A 23,344-nucleotide genomic window follows, 5' to 3' on the forward strand; every position below is an offset into this window, starting at 1 on the left:
TCAGGCCGCCTTGGCAGACTCTTTCTGTTGGCGATAATACGCCGCTTCCAACTCCGCCGGTGGCACGTTGCCAATAGGCTCCAGCAGCCGCCGGTGGTTGAACCAGTCCACCCACTCCAAAGTGGCATATTCGACCGCCTCCCTATGCTTCCAGGGGCCTCGCCGGTAGATAACCTCGGCCTTGTACAGACCGTTGATCGTCTCTGCCAGAGCGTTGTCATAGGAGTCCCCTCGGCTACCGACCGAGGCATCAATGCCGGCCCCGGCCAGGCGCTCCGTGTAGCGCACCGACAGGTACTGACAGCCTCGGTCACTGTGGTGCACCAGGCCCTCTGTGTCCTGGCGCGACCATAGCGCCTGCTCCAGCGCATCCAGCACCAGGTCGGTCTTCAGCGACCGGGAGACACGCCAGCCCACGATCCGTCGGGCATAGACGTCCACGACAAACGCCACATAGACAAACCCTGTCCAAGTCGCCACGTAGGTAATGTCCGCCACCCACAACTGATTCGGGCGGGTGGCAGTAAACTGCCGCTTCACCCGGTCCAGTGGTCGTTCCGCCGTCGTGTCGCCGATCGTTGTCCGGCAACGGCGGCCTCGCACCACACCCCGCAACCCCATGACACGCATCAGGCGTTCCACCGTGCAGCGGGCTACCTCGATGCTTTCCCGGTTGAGCTGCCGCCATACCTTCCTGGCACCGTACACCTGGAAGTTCTCTTCCCAGATCCGTCGAATCTCGTCTGACAGGGCGCGATCCCGCTGCAATCGCCGCGGCAGTCGCTGTGGATCGGCCTCACGGGCCTTGTGCTCATAGTAGGTGGACGGGGCGATCGGCAGCACCGCGCAGATCGGCTCGACCCCGTAACGATCCCTGTGATCGTCGATGTACGCGATCATCTCTTCAGTTTGCGGTCGAGCTCCGCCTGGGCAAAAAAAGCCGACGCCGTCTTCAGAATCTCGTTGGCCCGCCTCAGCTCCCGGTTCTCCCGTTCCAAGGCCTTGAGCCGCTCGCGCTCCGACGTCGTCAGACCCTCACGCAGTCCTTGATCACGCTCGGCCTGATGATCAAACACCATGCGAACCGCCCGTTCCCGGACCTCAGGGGAATATCTCTTGCTCGTATCCATAGACTCTATCCTCTCAAGAAATGGAGTCTCCGGGAAACCCGGGGCGGCTCAGTCGCAGTCGTCGGAGTCCACTACTCCAGAGGACGACGACACACCCTAGACTCCGCGTTCTATGGCACCGGGAAGCCCGGTGCCGAACGCACCCGGCTCGACCGCGAATCCGCAGACCCGACTGTTCGCAACCGGGTCTTCTTCTATGTGGACGAAGGCGCCGGCGTTACCCCGGAGTCCGGGGTGAGCGCCCCCCATCACGTTCGGTTGAAAAACCTGTACGACTGGAAGGATGACCCTCTCGGCTTCTGGGATGAGGCGGCCGCGAAGTACGACACCCCCAGGTGATCCGGTCAAGTAATTTTGGACAGGATCATGGGTTGGCCTCCTGTCGGTTCAAATCGCCCCTACTGCGCCACCTGCGTTTTTCTTTATGGCGGCGCAGTAGTTTCGGCGCAGTTATTTATGTCGTTCTGTCGCCTACTGCGCCAGGCTGTTTTTCGCCGCCGTCCTCCAGCAGGGGGCGCAGACCGGGCAGCGCGATCTCGTGGTCTTCCACTGACGCCAGCACGGCCACCATGCGCGAGCCGTCCCGCAGGGCGGTGTCGCCTCTCGGCCCGTGTACTGGTCCTTGATCGCAGACCGGGCCGCCTCCTGGACGACGTGGTGGATGAACCACACGCAGCAGGCGCAGGGCGGTGGCCGCCACCCTCGAACGCATCGAAGGCGCACAGGAAGCCTGCCACGGCCTCGGGGTCGGTGGGGGCGGTGTGCCGGGTGCTGATCAGCTTGAGTGCACCTCGCAAGGCGGGGGTGGGGTCAGTCTCCACCTGCCCTCGGGCGATGGCGTAGCGGAATATCTGGCCGGCCGTCTGCAAGGCGCGGTGCGCCGTCTCGATGCGCCCCCGGTCCTCAGTGATGCGTAGGGCCTGCAACAGCTCGGGGGCCTTGATCTCACTGATATGGGGCGCTCGCCGATGTAGGGGCAGCAGGGTGCGCCGGACGATGCTCCAGGTGCGCTTCTGGTGGCCTTCGGACTTGGAGACCAGGTGATGGTCCCGCCAAGCCTCGGCGGCCGCCTGGAAGGTGCCCTCGGCGGCGCGGCGGGCGGCCTGCTTCTCCATCTGCCGGGCGTCGCTGGGGTCGATGCCATCGGCCAGCAGGGCGCGGGCCTGATCCCGCTTTGCTCAGGCGGCCTTTAGACTCACCTCGGGATACAGACCCAGGGAGAGACAGCTTTCCTTGCCGGTACCGGGGCGGCGGTAGCGGAAGCGCCAGCGCTTCGCCCCCTTGGGTGTGATCTCCAGATACAGCCCCTTCTTATCGTACAGCTTGAAACCCCGCTTGCGGGGCTTGGCCTTCCTGATGCTCGCGTCTGTCAGCGCCATGGCTTCCTCCGACTCAAACCCGGCTCCCTGGAAAAGTTGCCCCACCCCCTTCGGAGGTTGCCCCACAAAATCAAGGGCAAGCATGAAGCAACATGGGACAGCATGGGCAAAGGCCTAGCATGAAAAAAGCCCGCTGTTATGCGGGCTTCGGGACGTTATGCAACGTCATGAGATGAGTATTTGGTGGGTCGTGCAGGATTCGAACCTGCGACCAACTGATTAAAAGTCAGCTGCTCTACCAACTGAGCTAACGACCCTTGGGTCGCGGCCTCGGCCGCGCCGGGAAGCGCGCATTATACCGAAGCCGCGTTCAGGCTCAAGCCCCTTCGACAGGTTACACGGCCTCCAGTTGCCGCATGCCCGATGGCAGCAGCCTGAGATCGACCAGGCCAGTGACCAAGGCCTTGAGGAGAGTCGCCTCACTCTCGTAAACCATCTTGTAGTACTGCACCTTCATGGTCAGTGCCGAGCCCAGGAAGATGGCACCAAAGGTGAGCATGGAGCCGATCGCCAGGGTCGATACACCGGTGATCGCCTGGCCGATGGTACAGCCCATGCCCAGCACGCCACCAAAGCCCATGAGCACGGCGCCGACCACGTGATTGCGCACATCGGCCAGCGAACTGAACCACTCGATGCGGAAGCTGCGGCTGATCAGTGAGTACAGCAGCGAGCCCAGCACCACGCCGAACACCGCGACCACGCCGAAGGTCAACAGGCTGGATTGCAGCCCCGAGGTGAGGTAGCCGAAGGTCTGCCCCATGGGATTGATGAAGGTATAGGACTGAGGCGACAGCGGGCGTCCGGCAGCCGGCTTGCCCTCGTCGGAATCGGCCAGCATGTCCCATTGCTCATAGTATTCGCTCAGGCTGACCAGCTCGCCGTCGGCATCGATGAAGATGTTGCTGGAGACATACCAGGCCCCCAGCACCGCCAGGCCGACCACCAGGCCACCCAGCAGGTGATCACGATTGCCACGGAAGTCGCTCGACTTGAGCGTGAACACCAGCAGGGCCACACCCAGCAACAGGCCGATCACCAGACGCCCCATCACCGCGTTCTCCTCGCCAGCCAGCACGGTGCCCAGATCCTGGTGTCCACCCATGTCCACCGACAGGGGACGGATCCAGTCGTAGAACAGCACGCTCATCAGGGTCTGGTCGGAACCCGGGAAGGGGTTGATCATGAAATAGGCGATCACCGCGATGATGGCGAACACCACGAGGGACTTCAGGTTGCCACCGCCGATGCGGATCAGGGTCTTGTTGCCGCACCCCGAGGCCAGCGTCATGCCGATGCCGAACATCAGGCCACCGAGGACGTTCTCGGCGAGCAGCAGGAGGCTGCCACGATACGGCGGGAAGGCCTCATCGGGGTTCACCAGCCCGACATATTCCAGGGCGCTCACACCCAGCATCGCCACCGCGATGGCGAACAACCAGGCGCGCAGGCGCCCGGTATCACCCATGTTCACGAAATCGGACACCGCGCCCATGGTGCAGAAGTTGGTCTTGTTGACCACCGCACCCATCACCAGGGCGATCAGAAAGGCGCCCAGCAACAAGGCCTGGTGGGCCTCGACGAAACTCTCGAACTGCATGTCACTCTCTCCGGCTGTTGCAGGTATAACGGATACCACCGGATGACAGACGCTCCGGCCACACAGAATATTCCTGTGCAGCCACCGATGGCCCGCGACCGGATGCTAACATAGATCAATCTGCACCCCGTGCGGTGCGGCGGTGCTCAGTCCTGGTAGTGCGTGGGATCGGGCAGGCCGGCCTCGGCGAAGCCTTGGGCGCGGAAGCGACAGGAATCACAGCGTCCGCAGGCCCTGCCCTCGGCATCGGCCTGGTAACAGGAAACCGTCAGGCCATAATCCAGGCCCAGGCGGCTGCCGGTCCGCACGATCTCGGCCTTGCTCATCTCGATGAGTGGTGCATGGATGCGAAAGCGCTCGCCCTCCACGCCGGCACGGGTAGCCAGGTTGGCCAGTTGTTCGAAGGCCGCGATGAACTCGGGGCGACAGTCGGGATAGCCGGAATAGTCCACGGCGTTCACCCCCACGAACAGGTCGCGCGCGCCCAGCACCTCGGCCCAGCCCAGGGCGAGGGACAGGAACACGGTATTGCGCGCCGGCACATAGGTCACGGGAATGCCCTCCCCGCCCTCCTCGGGCACCGCGATGGCCTGATCGGTAAGCGCCGAGCCCCCGATGGCATCCAGCGACAACGGCAACACCTTGTGCTCCAGCACGCCCAGGGCCGCGGCCACCCGGCGTGCGGCATTCAGTTCGGCGGCGTGCCGCTGCCCATAGTCGAAACTGAGCGCATGACAGGCGAAGCCCTGCTCGCGCGCGATCGCCAGCGTGGTGGCCGAGTCCAGCCCCCCCGAGAGCAGCACCACGGCCTTTGGCTGGTCACTCATCGTCCGGCCTCCTCTCCCCACAGGTACTTGTGCAACTGGATCTGGAAACGAACCGGCAGGCGATCGCGCAGGATCCACTCGGCCAGCTCGCGCGGGGCCAGCCGACCGGCCACCGGTGAGAACAGCACCTCGCAGCGATCGACCAGGGCATGCGCCTCGAGCTGCTCGCAACTCCAGCGGTAGCCGTGTTCGTCGGCAATCACGAACTTGACCTGGTCCTGCGGCCGCAGCAGCGCAATGTTCTCCCAGCGATTGCGCGTCTGCTCCCCGGACGAGGGTGTCTTGAGATCCATCACCCGCGTCACGCGCGCATCGACCCCGCCGATGTCCAGGGCACCGCTGGTCTCCAGCGAGACTGTATGACCGGCATCGCACAGGCGCTCGAGCAGCGCCAGGCAGCCCTTCTGCGCCAGCGGCTCTCCCCCCGTGACACAGACATGACGCGTATCGAAGGCAGCCACCCGTTGCAGAATGGCATCGAGCGACAGCGCCTCTCCTCCCTTGAAGGAGTAGGTGGTGTCGCACCAGGTACAGCGCAGGGGGCAGCCACTCAGGCGCACGAACACCGTGGGCCGGCCGACATCGCGTGCCTCACCCTGCAGGGAATGGAAGATCTCGGTGATGCGCAGCGAACTCATGCAGGCGAAAAGGGCCGCCTCACTTGCGGGTTGCGAGCTTCTTGAGCTGCTCGCGCGCCAGATTGGCCGCCGGCGAGTCGGGATAACGCGCCACCACCTGTTCGAAGGTCTTGCGCGCGCCCTCGGTATCGCCCTCGGCCGCCAGGATACGCCCGATCTTGTACAGCGCCCCCGGTACCTTGGCGCTGTCGGGGTGCTTGTCGATCAGGGCATGGAAGGCCGCCTTCGCCTCGGCGTTCTTCTGCGAGACATAGTAGGCCTCGCCCAGCCAGTAACGGGCATTTGCCGCCAGCGGCACCTGCGGGTACTTTTTCAGAAACTCGGTGAAGGCCGCTGCTGCCTCGGCATAGCGCCGCTCGCGTGGGCTGAGCAGGGCATAGGCCGCCTGGTACTCGGCCTGGACCCGCTGCGGATCGACCGCGGCCGGCGCAGGAGGCTCGCCTGCGCCGGTGTTTCCAGCGGGAGCCCCCCCTCCCGGGGCATCACCTGTCACCGCCGGCGCTGGCGGCCGTGCCTGCAAACTGGACAGCCGCTGATCGATATCCAGGTACAGATCGCGCTGTTGACGCCGCAACTGCTGCAACTCGTGCTGCAGGCGCTCCATCTCGCCCCGCAGCCGGCTGTTTTCCTGGCGCAGGGCATCCACCGCCAGCGTCAGCTCGGTGATGCGCGCGGCACGGCGCTCCAGCCGCTCGAGGCGCTGCTCCAGGGCCACCCCCCCGGTCTGGGGGGCGGAAAGACCTGCCGACGACAACACCGCCAGCAGGCCCAACATCACGACAGCGCGCTGACGCATCATTTCAGTAGACGAGCACTGCGCGGCGGTTCTTCGACCAGGCTGCCTCATTGTGGCCCAGCACCTCGGGGCGCTCCTCGCCGTAACTGATGGTGTTCAGCTGCGCCGGGTCGACCCCCTCGGCCTCGAGAAAGCGCTTCACCGCATTGGCACGGCGCTCGCCCAACCCAATGTTGTACTCGCGCGAGCCACGCTCGTCACAGTGACCCTCGATGGTCACCTTGGCCTGCGGATGCGACGCCAGGTACTCGGCATGTGCGCGCAGCACATCGACGTACTCGGGCTTGATGTCACTCTTGTCGAAATCGAAATAGACCTTGCGCCTGGACAACAGGCTGTTGGGGTCGTCCAGTGGGTTGCCCTGCCAGGCTCCCCCCTGGGTCGCACCGGCAGTCTGCGCGCCGCCCCCCTCGACGACCTGGGCGTCTGCCTTGTCGGACGCCGCGGCGCCTTCCTCCCGTGTCCCGGTACTGGAACAACCAGCAAACAGCAGGGCAGCCGCGATCATGGCCAGCCAGCTCAGACGTTTCTTGTTCATCGATCGGATCCTCTTCATTGTTGGTGATAAGGTGACCAGGCGGGCTCTCGCACATCCCCCACCTGCGTTGCCAGGCGTTGTCTAACCCGTCCGTCGGTGGATACGGCCCACAGTACGCCCCGACCGTCGTCCCTGCCGGCGTAAATTATCATGCTGCCATTGGGCGCGAAACTCGGTGACTCATCCAGATCGCCCCGGCTGAGCACTTGCAGGTTGCCATTCTCCATATCCAGCAGGCCGATGCGAAAGTTTCCGTTCACCCGTGTGACCAGCGTCAAATATCGCCCGTCCGGTGCCCAGGAGGCGCGCGCGTTGTAATTGCCCCCGAACGTGATGCGCTCGGGCTCGCCCCCGGAGACCGGCACCCGGTAGATCTGCGGCGTGCCGCCACGATCGGAAGTGAAAACGATACTCTTGCCGTCCGGCGACCAGGCCGGTTCCGTGTCGATGGCCCAGTGACGCGTGAGCTTGCGCAGGCTGCGCCGGCGCAGGTCGAAGATGTAGATGTCCGGATTGCCGTCCTTGGACAGGGTGAGCGCCAGGCGGCGACCATCCGGCGACCAGGCCGGCGCCCCGTTGATCCCCTTGTACGAGGTGATCCGCTCGCGCTTGCCAGTGAACACGTCCTGCACCCAGATCGAGGGCCGGTGCTTCTCGAAGGAGACATAGGCGATGCGTCGCCCGTCCGGCGACCAGGCCGGTGACATCAGCGGCTCGTCGGAAGCGACGATGGTCTGCGGATTGTAGCCGTCGGCATCCGCCACCTTCAGGTGCACCCGCTCGCGCCCCTGGCGGTCGCGCACCGAGGTGATATAGGCAATGCGCGTGTCGAAGGCCCCGCGCTCGCCGATCAGCTCCTCGTAGATCAAGTCGGCGATGCGATGCGCGGTGGAACGCAGGTCGTTCTGGGTGGTGGGGAAGCTGAACCCGGTGATCTGGCCACCGCGGAACACGTCGAACAGGCGGAATTTCACCAGGTAACCACGCGGCCCGTTGGGCTCGATCTCGCCGATCACCAGGTTCTCGACGTTCACTGCCCGCCAGTCGCGAAAATCCACCGCATCGGGCGTGCTCGGCCGCGCCAGCATGTCGGCCAGTGGCAGCGGCTTGAAACGCCCACTGCGCGCCAGATCGGCCGTGACGACGGCCGCCACGTCCTGCGCCGGCGGGTTGCCGGCACCCCGGTAGGCAAAGGGCACGATGGCGATCGGCAAGGCCCCTTCCACGCCCTCGGTGATCTCGATCTCGAGGGCGTGTGCCGACAGGCTGCCGAGCACGGTCACCAGGCTCAGGATCATCAGCTTCAGGTGTCTCATCATGGGTTCCTGGACGGATCGAATATAAAGGTGTGATTACGAAACTCGTTGCGCGAGCGCAGCGCCGGGTCGTCGGGCATGGGCAGGCTCCGGCTCTTCCACGCCGCCGCCTCCACCGAACGGTCGAACGCCGGGTTGCCACTGGACTCCACCACGCTGACCGCCAATACCGAACCGGATGGCCCCAGGCGCACATGGACCTTGCACTTCAGTCCCTTGTCCAGCGTGCCCGGTGGCGGATTCCAGTTGCGCGCCACCTTGTCCTGGATGAGGCGCACGATGCGCGCCGCCTCGCTCGCGCTCTGTTCGGTCTCGAACTGGGCCTGGAGTTCCCGCTCGCGCGCCTCGGCCTCGGCCCTGCGTCGGGCCTCTTCAGCCTTGCGCTTCTTCTCCGCCTCCGCCTTGCGGCGGGCTTCTTCGGCCTTGCGTTTCTTCTCGGCCTCCGCCTTGCGGCGGGCTTCCTCGGCACGTCGCTTCTTCTCTGCCTCTGCCTTGCGGCGGGCCTCCTCGGCCTTGCGCTTCTTCTCGGCCTCGGCGCGACGCTTCTTCTTCAGTTCGGCCAGGCGGCGCTTCTCTGCCTCCTGGCGCTTGCGCAGGACCTCTTCCTTGCGCTTGAGTTCAGCCAGCCGGTGTTTTTCGGCCTCGGCACGGCGCCTGGCCTCGGCGGCAGCCTTCTCCCGCGCCTTGCGTTCCTTCTCCAGGCGCGCGAGGCGACGCTTCTCGGCCTCGCGACGTTTCTTCAGCTCGGCCAGGCGCTGTTGCTCCTTGCGGCGCGCCGCCTCGGCCGCGCGCCGCTTGCGCTCGGCCTGCGCCTCGAGCCTTTTCATTTCCTCCTGCACGCGGCGCTCGTTGATCACCCGCGCCTGCACCACCTTGGCATCCGAGGCCAGGGGTTTGGGCTTCTCGCGCCAGTCCACGCCGACCACCAGCAGGGCAACCAGCAACAGGTGCAGCAGGGCCGCGACGAGAAAGGCCAGCGGGTTACGGCGAACGATATCCAGCATCTCGGTTCAGGTCGGATCGGTCAGCAGGCCGACCGAGGCGGCCCCGGCCTGCTGCAACAGCACCATCAGGCGCACCACCCGATCGTAGGTCACGCTGCGGTCGCCCTTCACCAGCACGGGCGCGCGCGGGTTGTGACGGATCAGCGCCGCCGCCTTGAGCAGCAGCGTCTCCTCGTCCAGCGGCACGCTCTTGTCGTCGTCATAGGTGACGTAATAGCGCCCCTCGTGGTCCACGGTGAACACGATGGGACGCTGGGCGTCCTCCTGGATGGGATTGGCATCGGCCTGCGGCAGTTCTACCTTGACCCCTTCGGTGAGCAGGGGTGCAGTGATCATGAAGATCACCAGCAGCACCAGCATCACGTCGATATAGGGGACGACGTTGATCTCGGCCATGGGGCGGCGTGTCTTCTGGCGACGGGACATGACTTCCTCAGCGGCGCTTCACGCGGACATGGGCCTGGCGTTGCAGGATATTGGAGAACTCCTCGACGAAGTCGTCGTAACGGTTCTCCAGGCACTGCACCATGTTGGCGTACTTGTTGTAGGCGACCACTGCCGGGATGGCTGCGAACAGGCCCATGGCGGTGGCGATCAGCGCCTCGGCGATGCCCGGAGCCACCAGGTTGAGCGTGGCCTGTTTGACATTGCCGAGCGCGTGAAAGGCATTCATGATGCCCCAAACGGTGCCGAACAGGCCGACATAGGGGCTGGTCGAACCGACCGTGGCCAGAAAGGACAGGTGACGCTCCAGCTGGTCGAGCTCGCGGCTCATGGCCACCTTCATGGCCCGCCGTGCGCCCTCGACCAGGGCCATGGGCTCCACCGCCGGGTTCTCGCGCAGACGCGCGAACTCGCGGAAGCCGGCATGAAAGATGGCCGCCTCGCCGCTCAGGTCTTCACGTCCCAGGCGGCGGTACCGTTCGCCCAGGTCACCGCCCGACCAGAAACGCTCCTCGAACTCCTCGGCCTCGCGCCGCGCCTTCTTCAGCACCCGCGAGCGATCGAAGATCACCGTCCAGGACAGCAGCGAGGCCAGGATCAGCGAGGCCATCACCAGCTGCACCAGCGGGCTGGCGTTGAGGATCAGGGTGAGAAAGGAAAGATCGGCACTGGCGGTCGGCATGGAATCAGTCTTCTCGTGTTGTCAGTCGTCTCTTGATCGCTGCGGGCAGGCGCGCCGGGCGCAGATCGTCCACGCGCAGGCAGGCCACCCGCACCCGCCCCCGACACAGCTCGGCGCCGTCGTCCAGGCGCACCACCGTCTGCGCAAAGTCCAGGCTGGCCCCGGCCAGCCGCGCGATACGGCTGTGCACCTCGAGCCGGTCGTTGAAGCGGGCCGGCAACAGGTAGTCCAGCTCGACCCGGCGCACCGCGAACAGCACGCCCGGATCGCGCATCAGGGCGTCCTGCTCGAAGCCGAGGTGGCGCAGCCACTCGGTGCGTGCCCGCTCGAGAAAGCGCAGGTAGTTGGCGTAGTACACCACGCCACCGGCATCGGTGTCCTCGTAATAGACGCGCACCGGCCAGACGAACCGGCTGCCTTCATACCCCATCTCAGATGCCTCTCCCACGAACAAGTTCACTCGTCGAACAGATCGGACGCTACCGGCTCGTCACGGCGTGGCGGCGTCAGCCCGAAATGGGTCCAGGCCGCACGGGTGGCCAGGCGCCCGCGCGGGGTACGAATCAGAAAGCCCTGCTGGATCAGGTAGGGCTCGACCACGTCCTCGAGGGTGCCGCGCTCCTCGCCGATGGCCGCCGCCAGGTTGTCCAACCCCACCGGGCCACCGTCGAACTTCTCGAGCACCGCGCGCAGCAGGCGGCGGTCCATGTGGTCGAAACCGTTGCGATCGACCTTGAGCATCTCCAGCGCGGCATCCGCCACCTCGGCGGTGACCACGCCGTCGGTCTTCACCTGCGCATAGTCACGCACCCGTCGCAGCAGGCGGTTGGCGATGCGCGGGGTGCCGCGCGAGCGGCGGGCGATCTCGAAGGCCCCGGCCTGGTCCATCTGCATGCCCAGGATACCGGCGGACCGGCGCACGATGCGCGCCAGTTCCTCCACCGAGTAGAACTCGAGACGCTGCACGATACCGAAGCGGTCACGCAGCGGCGAGGTCAGCAGGCCAGCGCGGGTGGTCGCACCCACCAGGGTAAAGGGCGGCAGATCCACCTTGATCGAGCGCGCCGCCGGCCCCTCGCCGATCATGATGTCGAGCTGGTAGTCCTCCATCGCCGGATAGAGCACTTCCTCGACTACCGGGCTCAGGCGATGGATCTCGTCGATGAACAGCACATCACGCGGCTCGAGGTTGGTGAGCAGGGCCGCCAGGTCACCCGGCTTCTCCAGTACCGGGCCGGAAGTCTGGCGCAGGTTGACCCCCATCTCGTTGGCGATGATGTGCGACAGCGTGGTCTTGCCCAGACCGGGCGGGCCAAAGATCAGCACGTGATCGAGCGCCTCGCCACGATCGCGCGCGGCGGGAATGAAGATCTCCATCTGCTCACGCACCGCCGGCTGGCCGACGTACTCGGCCAGGGTGCGCGGGCGGATGGCGCGGTCGATGACGGCGTCTTCCGAGGCCGCCTGCGCGGTCACCAGTCGATCGGCTTCACTCATGAGATCCCCGCGAGGTGGAAACGTCCCGCATTATGGCCGAATCCGCGAGCGCTTTCAGGTATCTGCGTCACCTGTGGGATGACATACCGGACCAAGGGTTCGCGGCGGGGACGCGGCTCCGGCCCAAGGCTCATTTTCCCTTGCCGGCCGCTCCCTGCAAGGCAGCCCGGATGATTTCCTCGGTGCCCATGCCCTCTGCCGCCACCGCACGCACCAGGCGCTGCGCTTCGGCCGGCTTGTAGCCGAGCGCCAGCAGGGCGGCGACGGCCTCCTCGCCGGCGGATTCGGCGGGCGGCGCGACGGCCTGCGCGGCCTCGCCGGCTACCGGCAGGCCCGTACCCTCGAGCTTGTCGAGGCGGTCGCGCATCTCCACGATCAGGCGCTCGGCGGTCTTCTTGCCGATACCCGGCAGGCGCGTGAGCGCGGCCACATCGGCGGCCTGCACGGTGAGCGAGAACTCCGCGGCGGTCATGCCCGAGAGGATGGCCAGCGCCATCTTGCCGCCTACCCCGCTGACCTTGAGCAGGGCGCGGAACAGGCTGCGGTCGGCGGCACTGGCAAAACCGTAGAGCACATGGGCATCGTCGCGGATCGCGAGGTGCGTGTGCAGGGTCACCGGGGCGTCATCCTCGGGCAGCACGTAGAAAGTGGACATGGGCGTCTCGATCTCGTAGCCCACACCATTGACATCCAGCAGCAGGAAGGGGGGGCGACGCTCGACGATGCGCCCGTGCAGCCGGCCGATCATGCCTTCCCCTCCAGGCGTGCCCGCGAGATCTGGTTGTGCGCATGGCACAGCGCAATCGCCAAGGCGTCGGACTCGTCCAGCGGCATCCCGCCCTGCAGACCGAGCAGCAGTTGCACCATGTACTGTACCTGTTCCTTCTCGGCACCGCCCTTGCCCACCAGTGCCTGCTTGACCTCGCGCGCACTGTATTCGTACACCGGCAGGTGGTGATCGACCGCCGCCACAATGGCCGCACCGCGCGCCTGCCCCAGCTTGAGCGCGGCCGAGGCATTCCTGGCCATGAACACCTGTTCCACGGCCACCTGTTGGGGCCCATGCGCCGCGATCACGGCATGCAGTTCGCGGTAGATCTCGCCGAGACGGGCCGGCAGGTTGTCACCCGCGGTACGCACGCAGCCACTGGCCACGTGGCGGCTGCGCGAACCGTCGCTGTCGATGATGCCGAATCCGGTCACCCGAGAGCCGGGGTCGATGCCGAGGATGCGCACCAAGGCTCAGCCCGGCGCCTCGATCGCCTCCTCGGCGATGTCGGCGTTGGTGTAGACCTCCTGCACGTCGTCCAGGTCCTCGAGAAAATCGATCATCTTCAGCAGCTTCTCGGCGGCCTCGCCTTCCACCGCCACCAGGGTGTCGGCCTCGAAGGTGATCTCGGCATTGGCCGGCTCCAGGCCGGCGCCGGTCAGGCCATCGCGCACCGCCTCGAAATCGCTCGGCTCGGTATAGACATCGATGGAGCCATCGTCGTTGGTCACCACGTCCTCGGCCCCGGCCTCCAGCGCGGCCTCCATGATGGCGTCCTCGTCGGCGCCGGGAGCAAAGCTGATGACCCCGCGCTTCTTGAACATGTAGGCCACCGAGCCGTCGGTGCCCAGGTTGCCGCCGTGCTTGGTGAAGGCATGGCGGACTTCCGAGGCGGTACGGTTGCGGTTGTCGGTGAGGCAGTCCACGATCACCGCAATGCCGCCCGGGGCATAGCCCTCGTAGCGGATCTCGTCATAGTTGCCCTGCTCCTCACCGCCGGCGCCGCGCTTGATGGCGCGTTCGATCGTGTCGCTGGGCATGTTGGCGCTCTTGGCCTTGTCCACCGCCAGGCGCAAGCGTGGGTTGGACTCCAGGTCACCCCCACCTTCCTTGGCCGCCACCGTGACCTCACGGATCAGCTTCGACCAGAGCTTGCCGCGCTTCTTGTCGTTGGCGGCCTTCTTGTGCTTGATGTTGGCCCACTTGCTGTGACCTGCCATGGGATACCTCGTTGTGCGTGGAATTCGGAATCGCGGCGATTTTACCAGACCCGCCCACCGTCGGCCGCAGGCTCAAGTCCCCGCCACAGCGGCCGACAACCGGGAGCAGGAACCACCGCTGTCCGAACACGCCGTTTCATGTCCCGTCGCCTTTCCACCCTGAGCCGCGCCCGCCCCCCCATCATGCCGGAGACGGCACGCCGGGTGCGTGCCCTGCTGGCCAGCCCGCGCAGCACCTACCAGGACCTCGAAGCGGTGTTGCTGTGCGATCCGGCGGCTACTCTGGCGCTGTACCGGGCCGCCGAACGCCTGCGACGAGGTACGGTGGACGAGTTGACCGGCCCGGCGCACGCGCTCTCGCTGATCGGGCGCGAGGCCTTTCGCCGCGCCTTCGAGCAACTGCCGGTGCTCGACCGCCCCCCCCTGCAACACATCCTCTCGCCTGCCTTCGCCGCCAGCCAGGTCGCACATGCCGGCTGGTACGCCGAGCAGATCGGTCGGGTGATGGGCTTCAGTCACCCGGTGGAGATGCGCGTGGCTGCGCTGTTGCAGCACCCGGCCGTGCTGGCGCTGTGGGCCACGGACTTCGAGGCCGCGGCGCGCGCCACCAACGCCATGCGCGATGGCGTGAGCTTCTCGGTCGCCTTCACCGCCGAACTGGGACAGCCGCTGAAGAAGGTCAACCGGCGACTGGCGGCGGAGTGGACGCTGCCGCGCCTGGCACGCGAGGTGATCAGCGACTGGGACCCCGCCAACCGCCTGCCACAATCGGTCTCGCTGGCTTCACGCCTCGCGCTGGTCGGCGCCGCGGGCTGGCCGGAAGAAGAACACCGCCTGCACATCGAGGTACTGGCCGGCCTGCTGCCACACCATCACCATGACGCTGCGGCCTGGTGGCACCGGCAGGCAGTAGAGGCCGCGCGCGTGCTGCATCCCTTCGGCTACCCGCTGGCGGCACGCGAACTGATCCTTCTGCCCGGCGGCGAGCACGAGGTCGAAGTGCCGGCCCTGCGCGGACGCGACTACCGGCGCACACCGTCCCGCCAGGCAACCGGCAGGCTGCAACAACTGCTCGGCAGCCAGCTGCGCGAGATCCGCCAGGCCTGTGGCGTGGACCGCATCCTGCTGGCCATGCCCGACCGCGAACGCAAGAGCCTGCGCGCCCGTCTGGTGATCGGCGGGCCGCCGGACAGCCCGATGCGCAAGCTGGCGCTCCCGCTGCGTGCCAGGCACCTGTTCAGCCTGCTGCTGACCCAACCACGTGCGGTATGGGTCCGCGCGGAAAACCGCGAAAAATACCTGCCCCTGCTGCGCCCCCTGCCCCTGGATGCACAATCGGCCGGTGGCTTCTTCGCCATGTCGCTGTTCGTGGAGCAACGCCCCCTGGGCGTGCTGTTCGCCGATGGTGGCAAGCTCGATGACGTGGCCTTTCGCGCCTTCCGCGAGGCCGGCCAGCGGCTCGCCGAGCACATCCGCGCACTGCGCCGCCAGGCCGCCTGATCCCACGCCGTCGGTTGAACCGACCCGCCCGGCATGCCAGCATTCACTCCCTGTCCCATCCCGTCAGACGAGAACCCATGAGCGAGAACGAACACCCGGTCCCGACCGAGATCAACCTGCACCGCAAGTCCCGTCTGCTCAACATCACCTTCTCGGACGGGCAGTCCTTCTCCTACCCCTGCGAATACCTGCGGGTGTACTCGCGTGCCGCCGAAGAGGTCACGCGCGATGCCCCGGTAATGGGCAAGGAGCAGGTCAACATCGAGCGCATCGAGCCCCAGGGCACCTATGCCGTGCGCATCGTCTTCGACGACGGCCACGACACCAGCATCTATTCCTGGGAGACGCTCTACGACCTGGGCATCCACCAGGAACGCTACTGGCAGGACTATCTCGAGCGCCTGGCCGCTGCCGGCTACAGCCGCCAGGGCGACCGCCTGGGCGATCAGCCCGAGGCGCAGCGCCGCATCACCGTGCTCTATTTCAACTACCTGGCGCGCATGATGCGCCGCGAGGCCGAGGAGCTGACCCCGCCTCCGAGCGTGACCGATGTGGACTCGCTGCTCACCTGGCTGCAGAAGGCCAAGGGCGAGCGCGGCTACCTGCTGGCACCGGAGCACGTGCGGGTGACCGTCAACAAGCAGTTCGCCGAACCCTTCACCCGCCTCGATCCCGGCGACGAGGTGGCCATTGTGCCCAACTCGCCCAACCCGCCTGCCCCACCGAAGAAGTGACGCCCGCGCGACAGGCCTCGGCATGACGCTCGATGGCCTCGCGGTTGGTCCAGGAAAAGACCCGTTGGGCCGCCTCGCGCGCCGGCAGCCAGCGCCAGCGCACATGCTCGGCGGGCCGTAGCCGGGGGATGCGGCGACCGCGTACACAGGCCAGGAAGCCGTGTTCAAGGTTGCTGTGCACCTCGGGCGCGTAACGCGCACGCCAAGGCGGCACGATGGGGAAACGCCGCTGCTCGCGCAGGTCGAACAGCGGTACCGCATGGTCGAAACCGGTCTCCTCGAACAGTTCGCGGCGCGCCGCCATGCGCAGGCTCTCGCCACGCCGCAGGCCGCCAGTCACCGATTGCCAGAAACCGGCCGGCGAGCGCCGCTCCAGCAGCAATGTTTCGCCGCGGTCATTGCACACCAGCACCAGCACGGACTCGGGTCTGCGGAAGGTCATTCAAAAGTTCCCTGGATCCCAATGTTGCCCCCGGAAGCACGATAATCGTGCCGAGCCGGGCGTTCGCAGGCGGATATCCGGGCGAACCCTTGAACTGGGAACGGATTTCCGTGCGGTTGCACTTCGTTACCCCCGTGATGGTACCGCAATGGAATCAGCTGGTTATCCCCCCATCCCGACGACCAGATGCGACACCGAGGTTAAAGATTCCGGCGATCCGGTCGCCAAACCACAGAAGTTTGAACGTACACAGGGCCTCGATGCCGATCATGCAACACTGGAATCGTCCGATCCCCTGTCATGCCGGAAGGGCTGCCGGCATGGTCCTGCGCATTGTTGCCTGCGACAAGCCTTGTCCGCGGCACCTGTCACCCGGGGCATTCCTCGCCTCTCGAGCCGGCTCCAGGGAGCGGAGCCGATGACAGATGTTACGATGAATACCGAGCACTCGAGGACTGCTCCGGGACTGGTCATCCTCGACGCACACAGCCGGATCCGCCTGTGGAACACGCAGATGGCCTGCTTCTGCCCTCCCTTTTCCGGCGAGATCCGAGGTGACCGGCTGGACCATCATTTTCCGAAACTGCCCGCATCGCTGCGGCTGGCCATCACGGACGCACTCGAGGCCGGCCGGGAGAGTCAGCTCGAAATCACCAACCCCTTTTGCGGCGACCACGGTGAGCGCTCCCCCCCCCCGGCTCTCGATCTCGGTCCAGCCGCTGGAGATCGAGGACGCCCCCTCGTGCCTGCTGGAGGTCACCCCCCTGATCGCAGACCAGGGGAAACGCGTCATGGCCACGCAGGCACACCGGATCATCGAGAACATCCGCGATGTCATCATCACACTCGACGATCGGCAACGCATCGTTGACATGAACCGGGCAGCCCACGAGCTGCTGGGCCTGGACGACGCGCAGATACTGGGAGCACATATCCATACCATCCTGCCTGGACTCTCCCTCGACCAGGTCCTGGCCGATGACAATAGCAACCGGCAACTCACCGCCATCCATGGCTCGGGCCGACACTTTCCTGCCGAGATCAGCGTGTCACAGATCGAGTGCGATGTGGCCTCCTTCACCCTGCTCATCCTGCGCGACCTCACCGCCCAGAAAGAAACCGAAGAAACCCTGCATCGCGAAAAGGAGTTCGCCCAGATCACCCTGCAATCCATCCACGAGGCGGTGATCACCACCGACGCCCGTGGCCGCATCAACTCCGTCAATCGTGCGGCCTGTCGCCTGCTGCGGCGTAACGAAGACGGCATCGTGGACCGCCTGCTCGCCGACCTGCTGCGCTTCACCGGCCTCGACCACCGGCGCAAGGTTCGCGAGTACCTGAAAAGCACTCTGGAACACGGCCACTCGAACGAGATCGACGGTCAGCCGGAGATCCGCTTCGACGACCACGAAAGCATCTACATCAGCGGCCGCATCGCGCCCTTGCGCTCGGCAGCCGGGGAGATCATCGGCAGCGTAGTGGTGCTGCAAGACGTGACCTCGGAGAAACGCATGCGCGAGATCCTGTCCTGGCAGGCCTCGCACGACGATATCACCTCGCTGATCAACCGCCGCGAGTTCGAACGCCGCCTGCAGGCATTGATCGCCGACCGCCCCGGCAATGCTCGCCACGTGCTGTTGTACCTCGACCTCGACCAATTCAAGCTGATCAACGACAACTGCGGACACGATGCCGGCGACCAAATGCTACGCCAGCTTACCAGCCGCCTGGGAACGCGGCTGCGCGAGACCGACACCCTGGCGCGACTCGGCGGGGACGAATTCGCTGTGCTGTTGCCCTATTGTGATGTGGAAGACGGACGTCGCATCGCCGAGGAGCTGCGCGAGCTGATCCGCAGCTTCCGTTTCGACTGGGAAGGCCGCACCTTCGGCGTGGGTGTCTCCATCGGCCTGGTCCTGATCGACCGGCACATCCTCAGCGTGACCGATGCGCTGACCGCGGCCGATTCGGCCTGTTACATTGCCAAGGAGGGCGGCCGCGACCAGGTCGTGGTGTACCGTCCCGAGGGCAACGAGGAACAACGCCGTCGCGAGGAGATCTCGCAGACAGCGTTGATTCGCGAGGCGCTGGAACAGGACCGCTTCTGTCTCTGGGCACAGCCTATCCTTCCCATCCAGCACAACAGCGGCGACTGGGGCGCCGAGGTGCTGGTGCGCATGATCGGAGAGGACGGCCGCATCATCCCGCCCGGCGCCTTCATCCCCGGCGCCGAGCGCTACCACCTGATGACCCGGATCGACCGCTGGGTGGTGCGCGCGGTATGCAAACACTGGAAGACCAATCCTGCCAGCTTCAAGCGCCTGGACAAGATCGCCATCAACCTCTCGGGCCAATCGATCGCCAACAACGAGTTCCTGGAGTTCCTGATCCGCGAGATCGAACGTTTCCGTATCCCCTGGGGCAGCCTGTGCTTCGAGATCACTGAAACCGCAGCGATCACCAGTATCAAGAAGGCCCGGTACTTCATCCAGACACTGCGCGATCACGGCGCCCGCTTCGCGCTGGACGACTTCGGCAGCGGCCTGTCGTCCTTCGCCTACCTCAAGCACCTGCCGGTGGACTACCTGAAGATCGACGGCGCCTTCATCAAGGACATGGAACACGACCGTATCGATGCGGCCATGGTGCGTTCCATCAGCGAGATCGGACGGGCCATGCAATTGCGCACCATCGCCGAGTTCATGGAGAACGAGCGCGTGGTGCACATGCTGCGCGAGGCCGGGGTGGACTTCGTCCAGGGTTACGGCATCTGCCGCCCCATGCCGATCGAGGAACTGGCAGCCTACGAGCCCCAGGCGCCGGGCCTGTCCCTGGCCAGCGGCTGAGACGGATCAGCCGGACTTCTTCCCCTGTGTGCGCACGCGGATGTGCAGCTCGCGCAACTGCTCGGTCGACACCTCGGAAGGGGCCTGGGTGAGCAGGCAGCTCGCGCTCTGGGTCTTGGGGAAGGCCATCACGTCGCGGATCGAGTGCGCACCCGCCATCAGCATCACCAGCCGATCCAGGCCGAAGGCCAGGCCACCGTGCGGCGGGCAACCATACTTAAGCGCATCGAGCAGGAAACCGAACTTCTCGCGCGCCTCCTCCTCGCCGATGCCGAGCAGAGAAAAGATCTTCTCCTGCACCGCTTCCTGGTGGATACGGATGGAACCGCCGCCCACCTCGGTGCCATTGAGCACCATGTCGTAGGCGCGCGACAGACAGGCGCCGGGATCGCTCTCCAGCAGGTCGATCTGATCGGCCTTCGGCGCGGTGAAGGGGTGGTGCAGGGCGTGCCAGCGATCACTGCCCTCGTCCCATTCGAACATCGGGAAATCCACCACCCACAACGGCCGCCAGCCTTCTTCCATCAGGCCCAGGTCCTCGGCCAGCTTGACCCTCAGCGCGCCCAGGGCCTCGTTGACCACCTGCGCCTTGTCGGCACCGAAGAAGACGATATCGCCATCCTCGGCACCGGTGCGCGCCATGATCTCCATCACCGCCTCGTCGGGGATGAACTTGAGAATGGGCGACTGCAGGCCGTTCACGCCATTGGCCAGCTCGTTGACCTTGATGTAGGCCAGGCCCTTGGCACCGTAGATGCCGACGAACTTGGTGTAGTCGTCGATCTCCTTGCGGCTCAGGCGACCGCCACCGGGCAGGCGCAGCGCCGCGACCCGGCCCTTCGGATCCTTCGCCGGACCGGCGAACACCTTGAACTCGATGTCGGTGAGCAGGTCGGCCACGTCCACCAGCTCCAGCGAGCAGCGCAGGTCCGGGCGGTCGGAGCCAAAGCGGCGCATGGCCTCGGCATAGCTCATGCGGGGGAAGGGATCGGGCAGCTCCACACCCAGGGTCTCGCGGAACACTCCCCGGATCATCTCCTCCATGAGGGACATGATCTGCTCTTCGTCGATGAAGGACATCTCCAGATCGAGCTGGGTGAACTCGGGCTGGCGATCGGCGCGCAGGTCCTCGTCGCGGAAGCAGCGTACAACCTGGTAGTAGCGGTCCATGCCCGACATCATCAGCAACTGCTTGAACAATTGTGGCGACTGCGGCAGGGCAAAGAACTTGCCGGCATGCACCCGGCTGGGCACCAGGTAGTCGCGCGCGCCCTCGGGAGTGGCGCGAGTAAGCATGGGTGTCTCGATATCGAGGAAGCCCTGCTCGTCCAGATAGCGACGCAGGGCACGGGTGACCCGCGCACGCAACTGGATACGCTCCTGCATCACCGGCCGGCGCAGGTCGATGTAGCGATAACGCAGGCGCAATTCTTCGGAAGTATCCTCGTCGTCGAGCTGGAAGGGGGGCGTCTCGGCGCGGTTGAGGATCTCCAGCTCCTTGCCCAGGATCTCGATCTCGCCAGTCGGCAGGTCGGGGTTCACCGTGCCTTCGGGGCGTGCCCGTACCCGGCCCTTGATGCGCAGCACGAACTCGTTGCGCACCTGCTCGGCAGTGGCAAACACGTCCTCCACATCGGGGTCGTAGACCACCTGCACCACCCCGCTGCGGTCACGCAGGTCGATGAAGATCACGCCGCCATGGTCACGACGACGGTTGACCCAGCCACACAGTTCCACGGTCTGATCGATGAAGTCGGCATTGATTTCGCCACAATAGTGGGTGCGCATGAAGAATGTCCTTGGATGAAAACAAGACGCCCCGCCAGGCGGAGCGTCGCATGGAACGATCAGGGTTGTGAGCGCCGCCTATTCGCAGGCCGGACAGGCACCGCCCGTGCCACAGGCAGGCGCCTCGTCGGCGGGCTTGCCGCAACTGCCGCCCTTGAAATCGGTGGCATACCAGCCGCTGCCCTTGAGCTGAAAACCTGCTGCCGAGATCAGCTTGTCGAGCGCGGGCTTGCCGCATTCCGGGCAATCGCGCAGGGGGGCGTCGCTCATCTTTTGCATAGCCTCGAACTCGTGGCCGCATTCCGCGCAGCGATACTCGTAGAAAGGCATGTGATTACTCCGCTCTCCGGTACTGAAAACCGGCGAATTTTACCACACGCTGATATAGAGATTGAAGGGGACGGATCAGAGCAGCATCGAGGTATCGGGGTCGCCACCTTCCTGCCGCCCACCTTCCTCGCGCAGGCGTTGCACCAGCCGCCGCAGCTGCGCCAGCTCGGGCTCGGCCATGCCGAAACGAATGAAGCGCTCGGTGTACTTCAGCACCTCCTCGAGGCGCTGGTTGCGCTCATGCAGGTAGAGCACCGCTTGCGCCAGGTGATGCGGATCAACATCGTTGGCGCGCATGCGTTGTGCCGCCGCCAGGGCCTTCTCCAGTGCTTCCTCGCTCGGTTTTATCATGCATCGTCCGCCGGGTCTCCGTCCCCGCGCTGCCCCTGGCCCCGCAGGGCCTGGCTCTGGCAGCGCAGTACATGACGGATGACGATATCGCGATCCTGTTCGCGCAAGTGCGTGAATGCCATGCGTACCCGGTGACTGTATCCCGCTCCCTTGTCCTCTGCTTCCACCGGATCGCAGGCCACCACGGTGCCGTACATGAGTACCCCGGTAAACGAGGAAAACAGCAGCATGCGGATCTCCACCAACTGTCCCGGCTGGTAGCACTCGTTGACCAGCGCCGCCATGCCGCCGGCGCTGAGGTTGACCGGGTGCGCGGGCTGTTCGGCCAACTCCGATTCACAGGCAATGAAGGCACGCCCCAGGATCTCGATCTTGCGATCCAACGCCTTGAGGTAGGCCGCCACGTCCGGATCGCTGTTCTCGATGCGGCGCATGTTCACCACCATTTCGGCAGTCACCGCCGCCAGGCTGGACATGATGGTGAAACTGTCGGCCAGATTGCCTTCAAGCAGCTCGGACAGGTTCTGCGCCTGCTCGGGAGGCACAGGCCGCAGGCTGAGACGCACCGCGTCATCGACCCGGAAATATTCGCGCCGCTCATTTGCCGTCTGCTTGTCTTCATTCCGGTGCATCGTTCTCCTGCCCGCTGTATCAATCGGTGGGAATGGTGATCTTTTCGCCGTTCTCATGGTCGCGCCCGCGCAGGATGATCAGCTCGACCCGACGGTTCTTGGCGCGTCCCTGCGGGGTGTCATTGTCGGCCACAGGCCGGGTGTCGGCAAAACCCTGCACCACCACCCGCCGCTGATCCAGCCTGGGATTACGCAACAGGGCATGCAGCACCGTCACTGCGCGTACCGAAGAGAGCTCCCAGTTGGAACGGAAACGCCCGGTGCGGATAGGGATGTTGTCGGTATGGCCGGCGACCAGGATCTTGCCCGGCCGGGTCGCCAGCACCTCGGAGATGCGGTCGATCACCTTGTAGAAACCGGGATCCAGCCGCGCACTGCCCGAACCGAAGGAGCCCTTTTCCTGGATACGAATGATGATCTTCTTTTCTTCCTTGTCCAGACTGATCAACCCCTGGTCGATCTGCTCCTTGAGCGCCTCCTGCAACTCGGCCATCTGCCCCTGCAGCTCCTTCTCGATGATCTGGTCGGCCAGCTTCATGGCCTGTTCGGCGTCCATCTCGCCATCGTTCATCTTGAGGTTTTCCTTCTCCACGTCCGAGGTCTCCTGGCGAACCTCGTTGATCACCGACTGCTCGGACACCGAGGGACTCCATTCCTGCTTGATCACGCTCACGCCCTTGACGATCTCGGCCGCCGGGATCTCGCGCTGCACCCCGAAGGCGTCCTTCATCGACTCGGCCATCTTCTTGAAACGAATGGCATCTATGGTCGCGAACGACAGCAACAGCACGAAGAAGCACATCAGCAACGACATCAGATCGGCAAAGGTCGCCAGATAGGCGGGCAGGCCTTCTTCGCAGGGCGGGCACTTGTCGGCCATA

Annotated in this window: 26 protein-coding genes, 1 tRNA gene, 1 pseudogene and 1 other annotated feature; of the genes and pseudogenes, 4 read left to right on the forward strand and 24 right to left on the reverse strand. The window is 65.4% G+C overall.

Features of this window, described 5'->3' with window-relative positions; genetic code table 11:
• Nucleotides 1–1,130, reverse strand: a protein-coding gene (locus tag EBS_RS08585; protein ID WP_148307698.1) for an IS3 family transposase whose coding sequence is annotated in 2 segments (ribosomal slippage) — nt 1–938 and nt 938–1,130 — 1,131 coding nt in all. Because the reading frame shifts where the segments join, the coding sequence is not laid out codon by codon here.
• Nucleotides 826–942 (reverse strand) — a sequence feature (AL1L pseudoknot). (Overlaps the previous gene by 117 nt.)
• Here EBS_RS08585 and EBS_RS14285 point away from each other — a divergent pair.
• A complete protein-coding gene (locus EBS_RS14285; protein ID WP_171816148.1) occupies nt 1,065–1,469 on the forward strand; it encodes a hypothetical protein in 405 nt (134 codons plus the stop codon). The genes EBS_RS08585 and EBS_RS14285 overlap by 66 nt on opposite strands.
• Before the next feature lie 458 nt (nt 1,470–1,927).
• Here EBS_RS14285 and EBS_RS14985 read toward each other — a convergent pair.
• The 17 genes and pseudogenes from EBS_RS14985 to EBS_RS08670 form a co-directional block, all read right to left on the reverse strand.
• Nucleotides 1,928–2,245, reverse strand: a pseudogene (locus tag EBS_RS14985) (phage integrase central domain-containing protein); the annotation flags it as partial.
• A gap of 63 nt (nt 2,246–2,308) precedes the next feature.
• Nucleotides 2,309–2,509 (reverse strand): Arm DNA-binding domain-containing protein, encoded by a 201-nt coding sequence (locus EBS_RS13025; protein ID WP_171816222.1) that lies wholly within the window; start codon nt 2,507–2,509, stop codon nt 2,309–2,311.
• A gap of 181 nt (nt 2,510–2,690) precedes the next feature.
• Nucleotides 2,691–2,766: transfer RNA gene (locus EBS_RS08600), tRNA-Lys, on the reverse strand.
• 77 nt (nt 2,767–2,843) lie between these two features.
• The gene (locus EBS_RS08605; RefSeq protein WP_043108265.1) at nt 2,844–4,109 is read right to left on the reverse strand and encodes a YeeE/YedE family protein; all 1,266 of its coding nucleotides are present in this window, start codon (nt 4,107–4,109) and stop codon (nt 2,844–2,846) included.
• Nucleotides 4,110–4,255: 146 nt separating this feature from the next.
• On the reverse strand, nt 4,256–4,936 hold the full coding sequence (gene queC, locus EBS_RS08610) for a 7-cyano-7-deazaguanine synthase QueC (protein WP_043108266.1): 681 nt from the start codon (nt 4,934–4,936) through the stop codon (nt 4,256–4,258).
• Nucleotides 4,933–5,574, reverse strand: coding sequence for a 7-carboxy-7-deazaguanine synthase QueE (gene queE / locus EBS_RS08615; RefSeq protein WP_043108269.1), 642 nt, complete (start codon nt 5,572–5,574; stop codon nt 4,933–4,935). Before queE ends, queC begins: the two co-directional genes overlap by 4 nt.
• Nucleotides 5,575–5,593: 19 nt before the next feature.
• Entirely contained in the window at nt 5,594–6,373 is a 780-nt protein-coding gene (ybgF, locus tag EBS_RS08620) for a tol-pal system protein YbgF (protein WP_052199438.1), read from the reverse strand.
• A gap of 1 nt (nt 6,374) precedes the next feature.
• Nucleotides 6,375–6,908, reverse strand: coding sequence for a peptidoglycan-associated lipoprotein Pal (gene pal / locus EBS_RS08625; RefSeq protein ID WP_043108272.1), 534 nt, complete (start codon nt 6,906–6,908; stop codon nt 6,375–6,377).
• A gap of 14 nt (nt 6,909–6,922) precedes the next feature.
• Nucleotides 6,923–8,227 carry a Tol-Pal system beta propeller repeat protein TolB gene (gene tolB / locus EBS_RS08630; RefSeq protein ID WP_043108274.1) on the reverse strand — a complete coding sequence of 435 codons (1,305 nt, stop codon included), beginning with the start codon at nt 8,225–8,227 and terminating at the stop codon, nt 6,923–6,925.
• Complete coding sequence (tolA, locus tag EBS_RS08635; RefSeq protein ID WP_043108275.1) at nt 8,224–9,228, reverse strand: cell envelope integrity protein TolA; 1,005 nt, start codon at nt 9,226–9,228, stop codon at nt 8,224–8,226. Before tolA ends, tolB begins: the two co-directional genes overlap by 4 nt.
• A gap of 6 nt (nt 9,229–9,234) precedes the next feature.
• Nucleotides 9,235–9,654 carry a protein TolR gene (tolR, locus tag EBS_RS08640; protein ID WP_043108276.1) on the reverse strand — a complete coding sequence of 140 codons (420 nt, stop codon included), beginning with the start codon at nt 9,652–9,654 and terminating at the stop codon, nt 9,235–9,237.
• A gap of 7 nt (nt 9,655–9,661) precedes the next feature.
• Entirely contained in the window at nt 9,662–10,354 is a 693-nt protein-coding gene (gene tolQ, locus EBS_RS08645; protein WP_043108277.1) for a protein TolQ, read from the reverse strand.
• A gap of 4 nt (nt 10,355–10,358) precedes the next feature.
• Nucleotides 10,359–10,784 carry a tol-pal system-associated acyl-CoA thioesterase gene (gene ybgC / locus EBS_RS08650; protein WP_043108278.1) on the reverse strand — a complete coding sequence of 142 codons (426 nt, stop codon included), beginning with the start codon at nt 10,782–10,784 and terminating at the stop codon, nt 10,359–10,361.
• Nucleotides 10,785–10,810: 26 nt separating this feature from the next.
• On the reverse strand, nt 10,811–11,851 hold the full coding sequence (gene ruvB / locus EBS_RS08655) for a Holliday junction branch migration DNA helicase RuvB (protein ID WP_043108279.1): 1,041 nt from the start codon (nt 11,849–11,851) through the stop codon (nt 10,811–10,813).
• Nucleotides 11,852–11,981: 130 nt separating this feature from the next.
• The gene (gene ruvA, locus EBS_RS08660) at nt 11,982–12,599 is read right to left on the reverse strand and encodes a Holliday junction branch migration protein RuvA (RefSeq protein WP_043108280.1); all 618 of its coding nucleotides are present in this window, start codon (nt 12,597–12,599) and stop codon (nt 11,982–11,984) included.
• Nucleotides 12,596–13,090 carry a crossover junction endodeoxyribonuclease RuvC gene (gene ruvC, locus EBS_RS08665; protein ID WP_148307712.1) on the reverse strand — a complete coding sequence of 165 codons (495 nt, stop codon included), beginning with the start codon at nt 13,088–13,090 and terminating at the stop codon, nt 12,596–12,598. The genes ruvA and ruvC overlap by 4 nt, the downstream gene beginning before the upstream one ends.
• Before the next feature lie 3 nt (nt 13,091–13,093).
• The gene (locus EBS_RS08670; protein WP_043108281.1) at nt 13,094–13,840 is read right to left on the reverse strand and encodes a YebC/PmpR family DNA-binding transcriptional regulator; all 747 of its coding nucleotides are present in this window, start codon (nt 13,838–13,840) and stop codon (nt 13,094–13,096) included.
• A gap of 138 nt (nt 13,841–13,978) precedes the next feature.
• Here EBS_RS08670 and EBS_RS08675 point away from each other — a divergent pair, with 138 nt between their 5' ends.
• Together EBS_RS08675 and EBS_RS08680 are read left to right on the forward strand one after the other, a co-directional pair.
• Nucleotides 13,979–15,340, forward strand: coding sequence for an HDOD domain-containing protein (locus tag EBS_RS08675; protein ID WP_081999894.1), 1,362 nt, complete (start codon nt 13,979–13,981; stop codon nt 15,338–15,340).
• A 77-nt stretch (nt 15,341–15,417) separates the two neighbouring features.
• Nucleotides 15,418–16,074 (forward strand): gamma-butyrobetaine hydroxylase-like domain-containing protein, encoded by a 657-nt coding sequence (locus EBS_RS08680; RefSeq protein WP_043108284.1) that lies wholly within the window; start codon nt 15,418–15,420, stop codon nt 16,072–16,074.
• Here EBS_RS08680 and nudB read toward each other — a convergent pair.
• On the reverse strand, nt 15,998–16,516 hold the full coding sequence (nudB, locus tag EBS_RS08685) for a dihydroneopterin triphosphate diphosphatase (RefSeq protein WP_070104732.1): 519 nt from the start codon (nt 16,514–16,516) through the stop codon (nt 15,998–16,000). The two genes, EBS_RS08680 and nudB, sit on opposite strands and share 77 nt — an antisense overlap.
• Before the next feature lie 677 nt (nt 16,517–17,193).
• On the opposite strand from nudB, the gene EBS_RS08690 reads away from it, so the two are divergent.
• On the forward strand, nt 17,194–19,362 hold the full coding sequence (locus EBS_RS08690) for an EAL domain-containing protein (RefSeq protein ID WP_081999895.1): 2,169 nt from the start codon (nt 17,194–17,196) through the stop codon (nt 19,360–19,362).
• Between the two features lie 6 nt (nt 19,363–19,368).
• Here EBS_RS08690 and aspS read toward each other — a convergent pair whose 3' ends face one another.
• From aspS to tssL, 5 genes are all read right to left on the reverse strand, one after another.
• Nucleotides 19,369–21,150: an aspartate--tRNA ligase gene (gene aspS / locus EBS_RS08695; protein WP_043108285.1), complete on the reverse strand. Its 1,782-nt coding sequence runs from the start codon at nt 21,148–21,150 to the stop codon at nt 19,369–19,371.
• A gap of 78 nt (nt 21,151–21,228) precedes the next feature.
• The gene (locus EBS_RS08700) at nt 21,229–21,480 is read right to left on the reverse strand and encodes an FmdB family zinc ribbon protein (protein ID WP_043108287.1); all 252 of its coding nucleotides are present in this window, start codon (nt 21,478–21,480) and stop codon (nt 21,229–21,231) included.
• A 75-nt stretch (nt 21,481–21,555) separates the two neighbouring features.
• Nucleotides 21,556–21,831, reverse strand: coding sequence for a hypothetical protein (locus EBS_RS08705; protein ID WP_043108288.1), 276 nt, complete (start codon nt 21,829–21,831; stop codon nt 21,556–21,558).
• Nucleotides 21,828–22,463 (reverse strand): PilZ domain-containing protein, encoded by a 636-nt coding sequence (locus tag EBS_RS13030; protein ID WP_052199439.1) that lies wholly within the window; start codon nt 22,461–22,463, stop codon nt 21,828–21,830. The genes EBS_RS08705 and EBS_RS13030 overlap by 4 nt, the downstream gene beginning before the upstream one ends.
• Before the next feature lie 19 nt (nt 22,464–22,482).
• Nucleotides 22,483–23,343, reverse strand: coding sequence for a type VI secretion system protein TssL, long form (gene tssL, locus EBS_RS08715; RefSeq protein ID WP_043108290.1), 861 nt, complete (start codon nt 23,341–23,343; stop codon nt 22,483–22,485).
• Between the last annotated feature and the right edge of the window lies 1 nt (nt 23,344).

It is taken from the genome of endosymbiont of unidentified scaly snail isolate Monju (assembly GCF_000801295.1).
Taxonomy (GTDB): Bacteria; Pseudomonadota; Gammaproteobacteria; order Chromatiales; family Chromatiaceae; genus MONJU.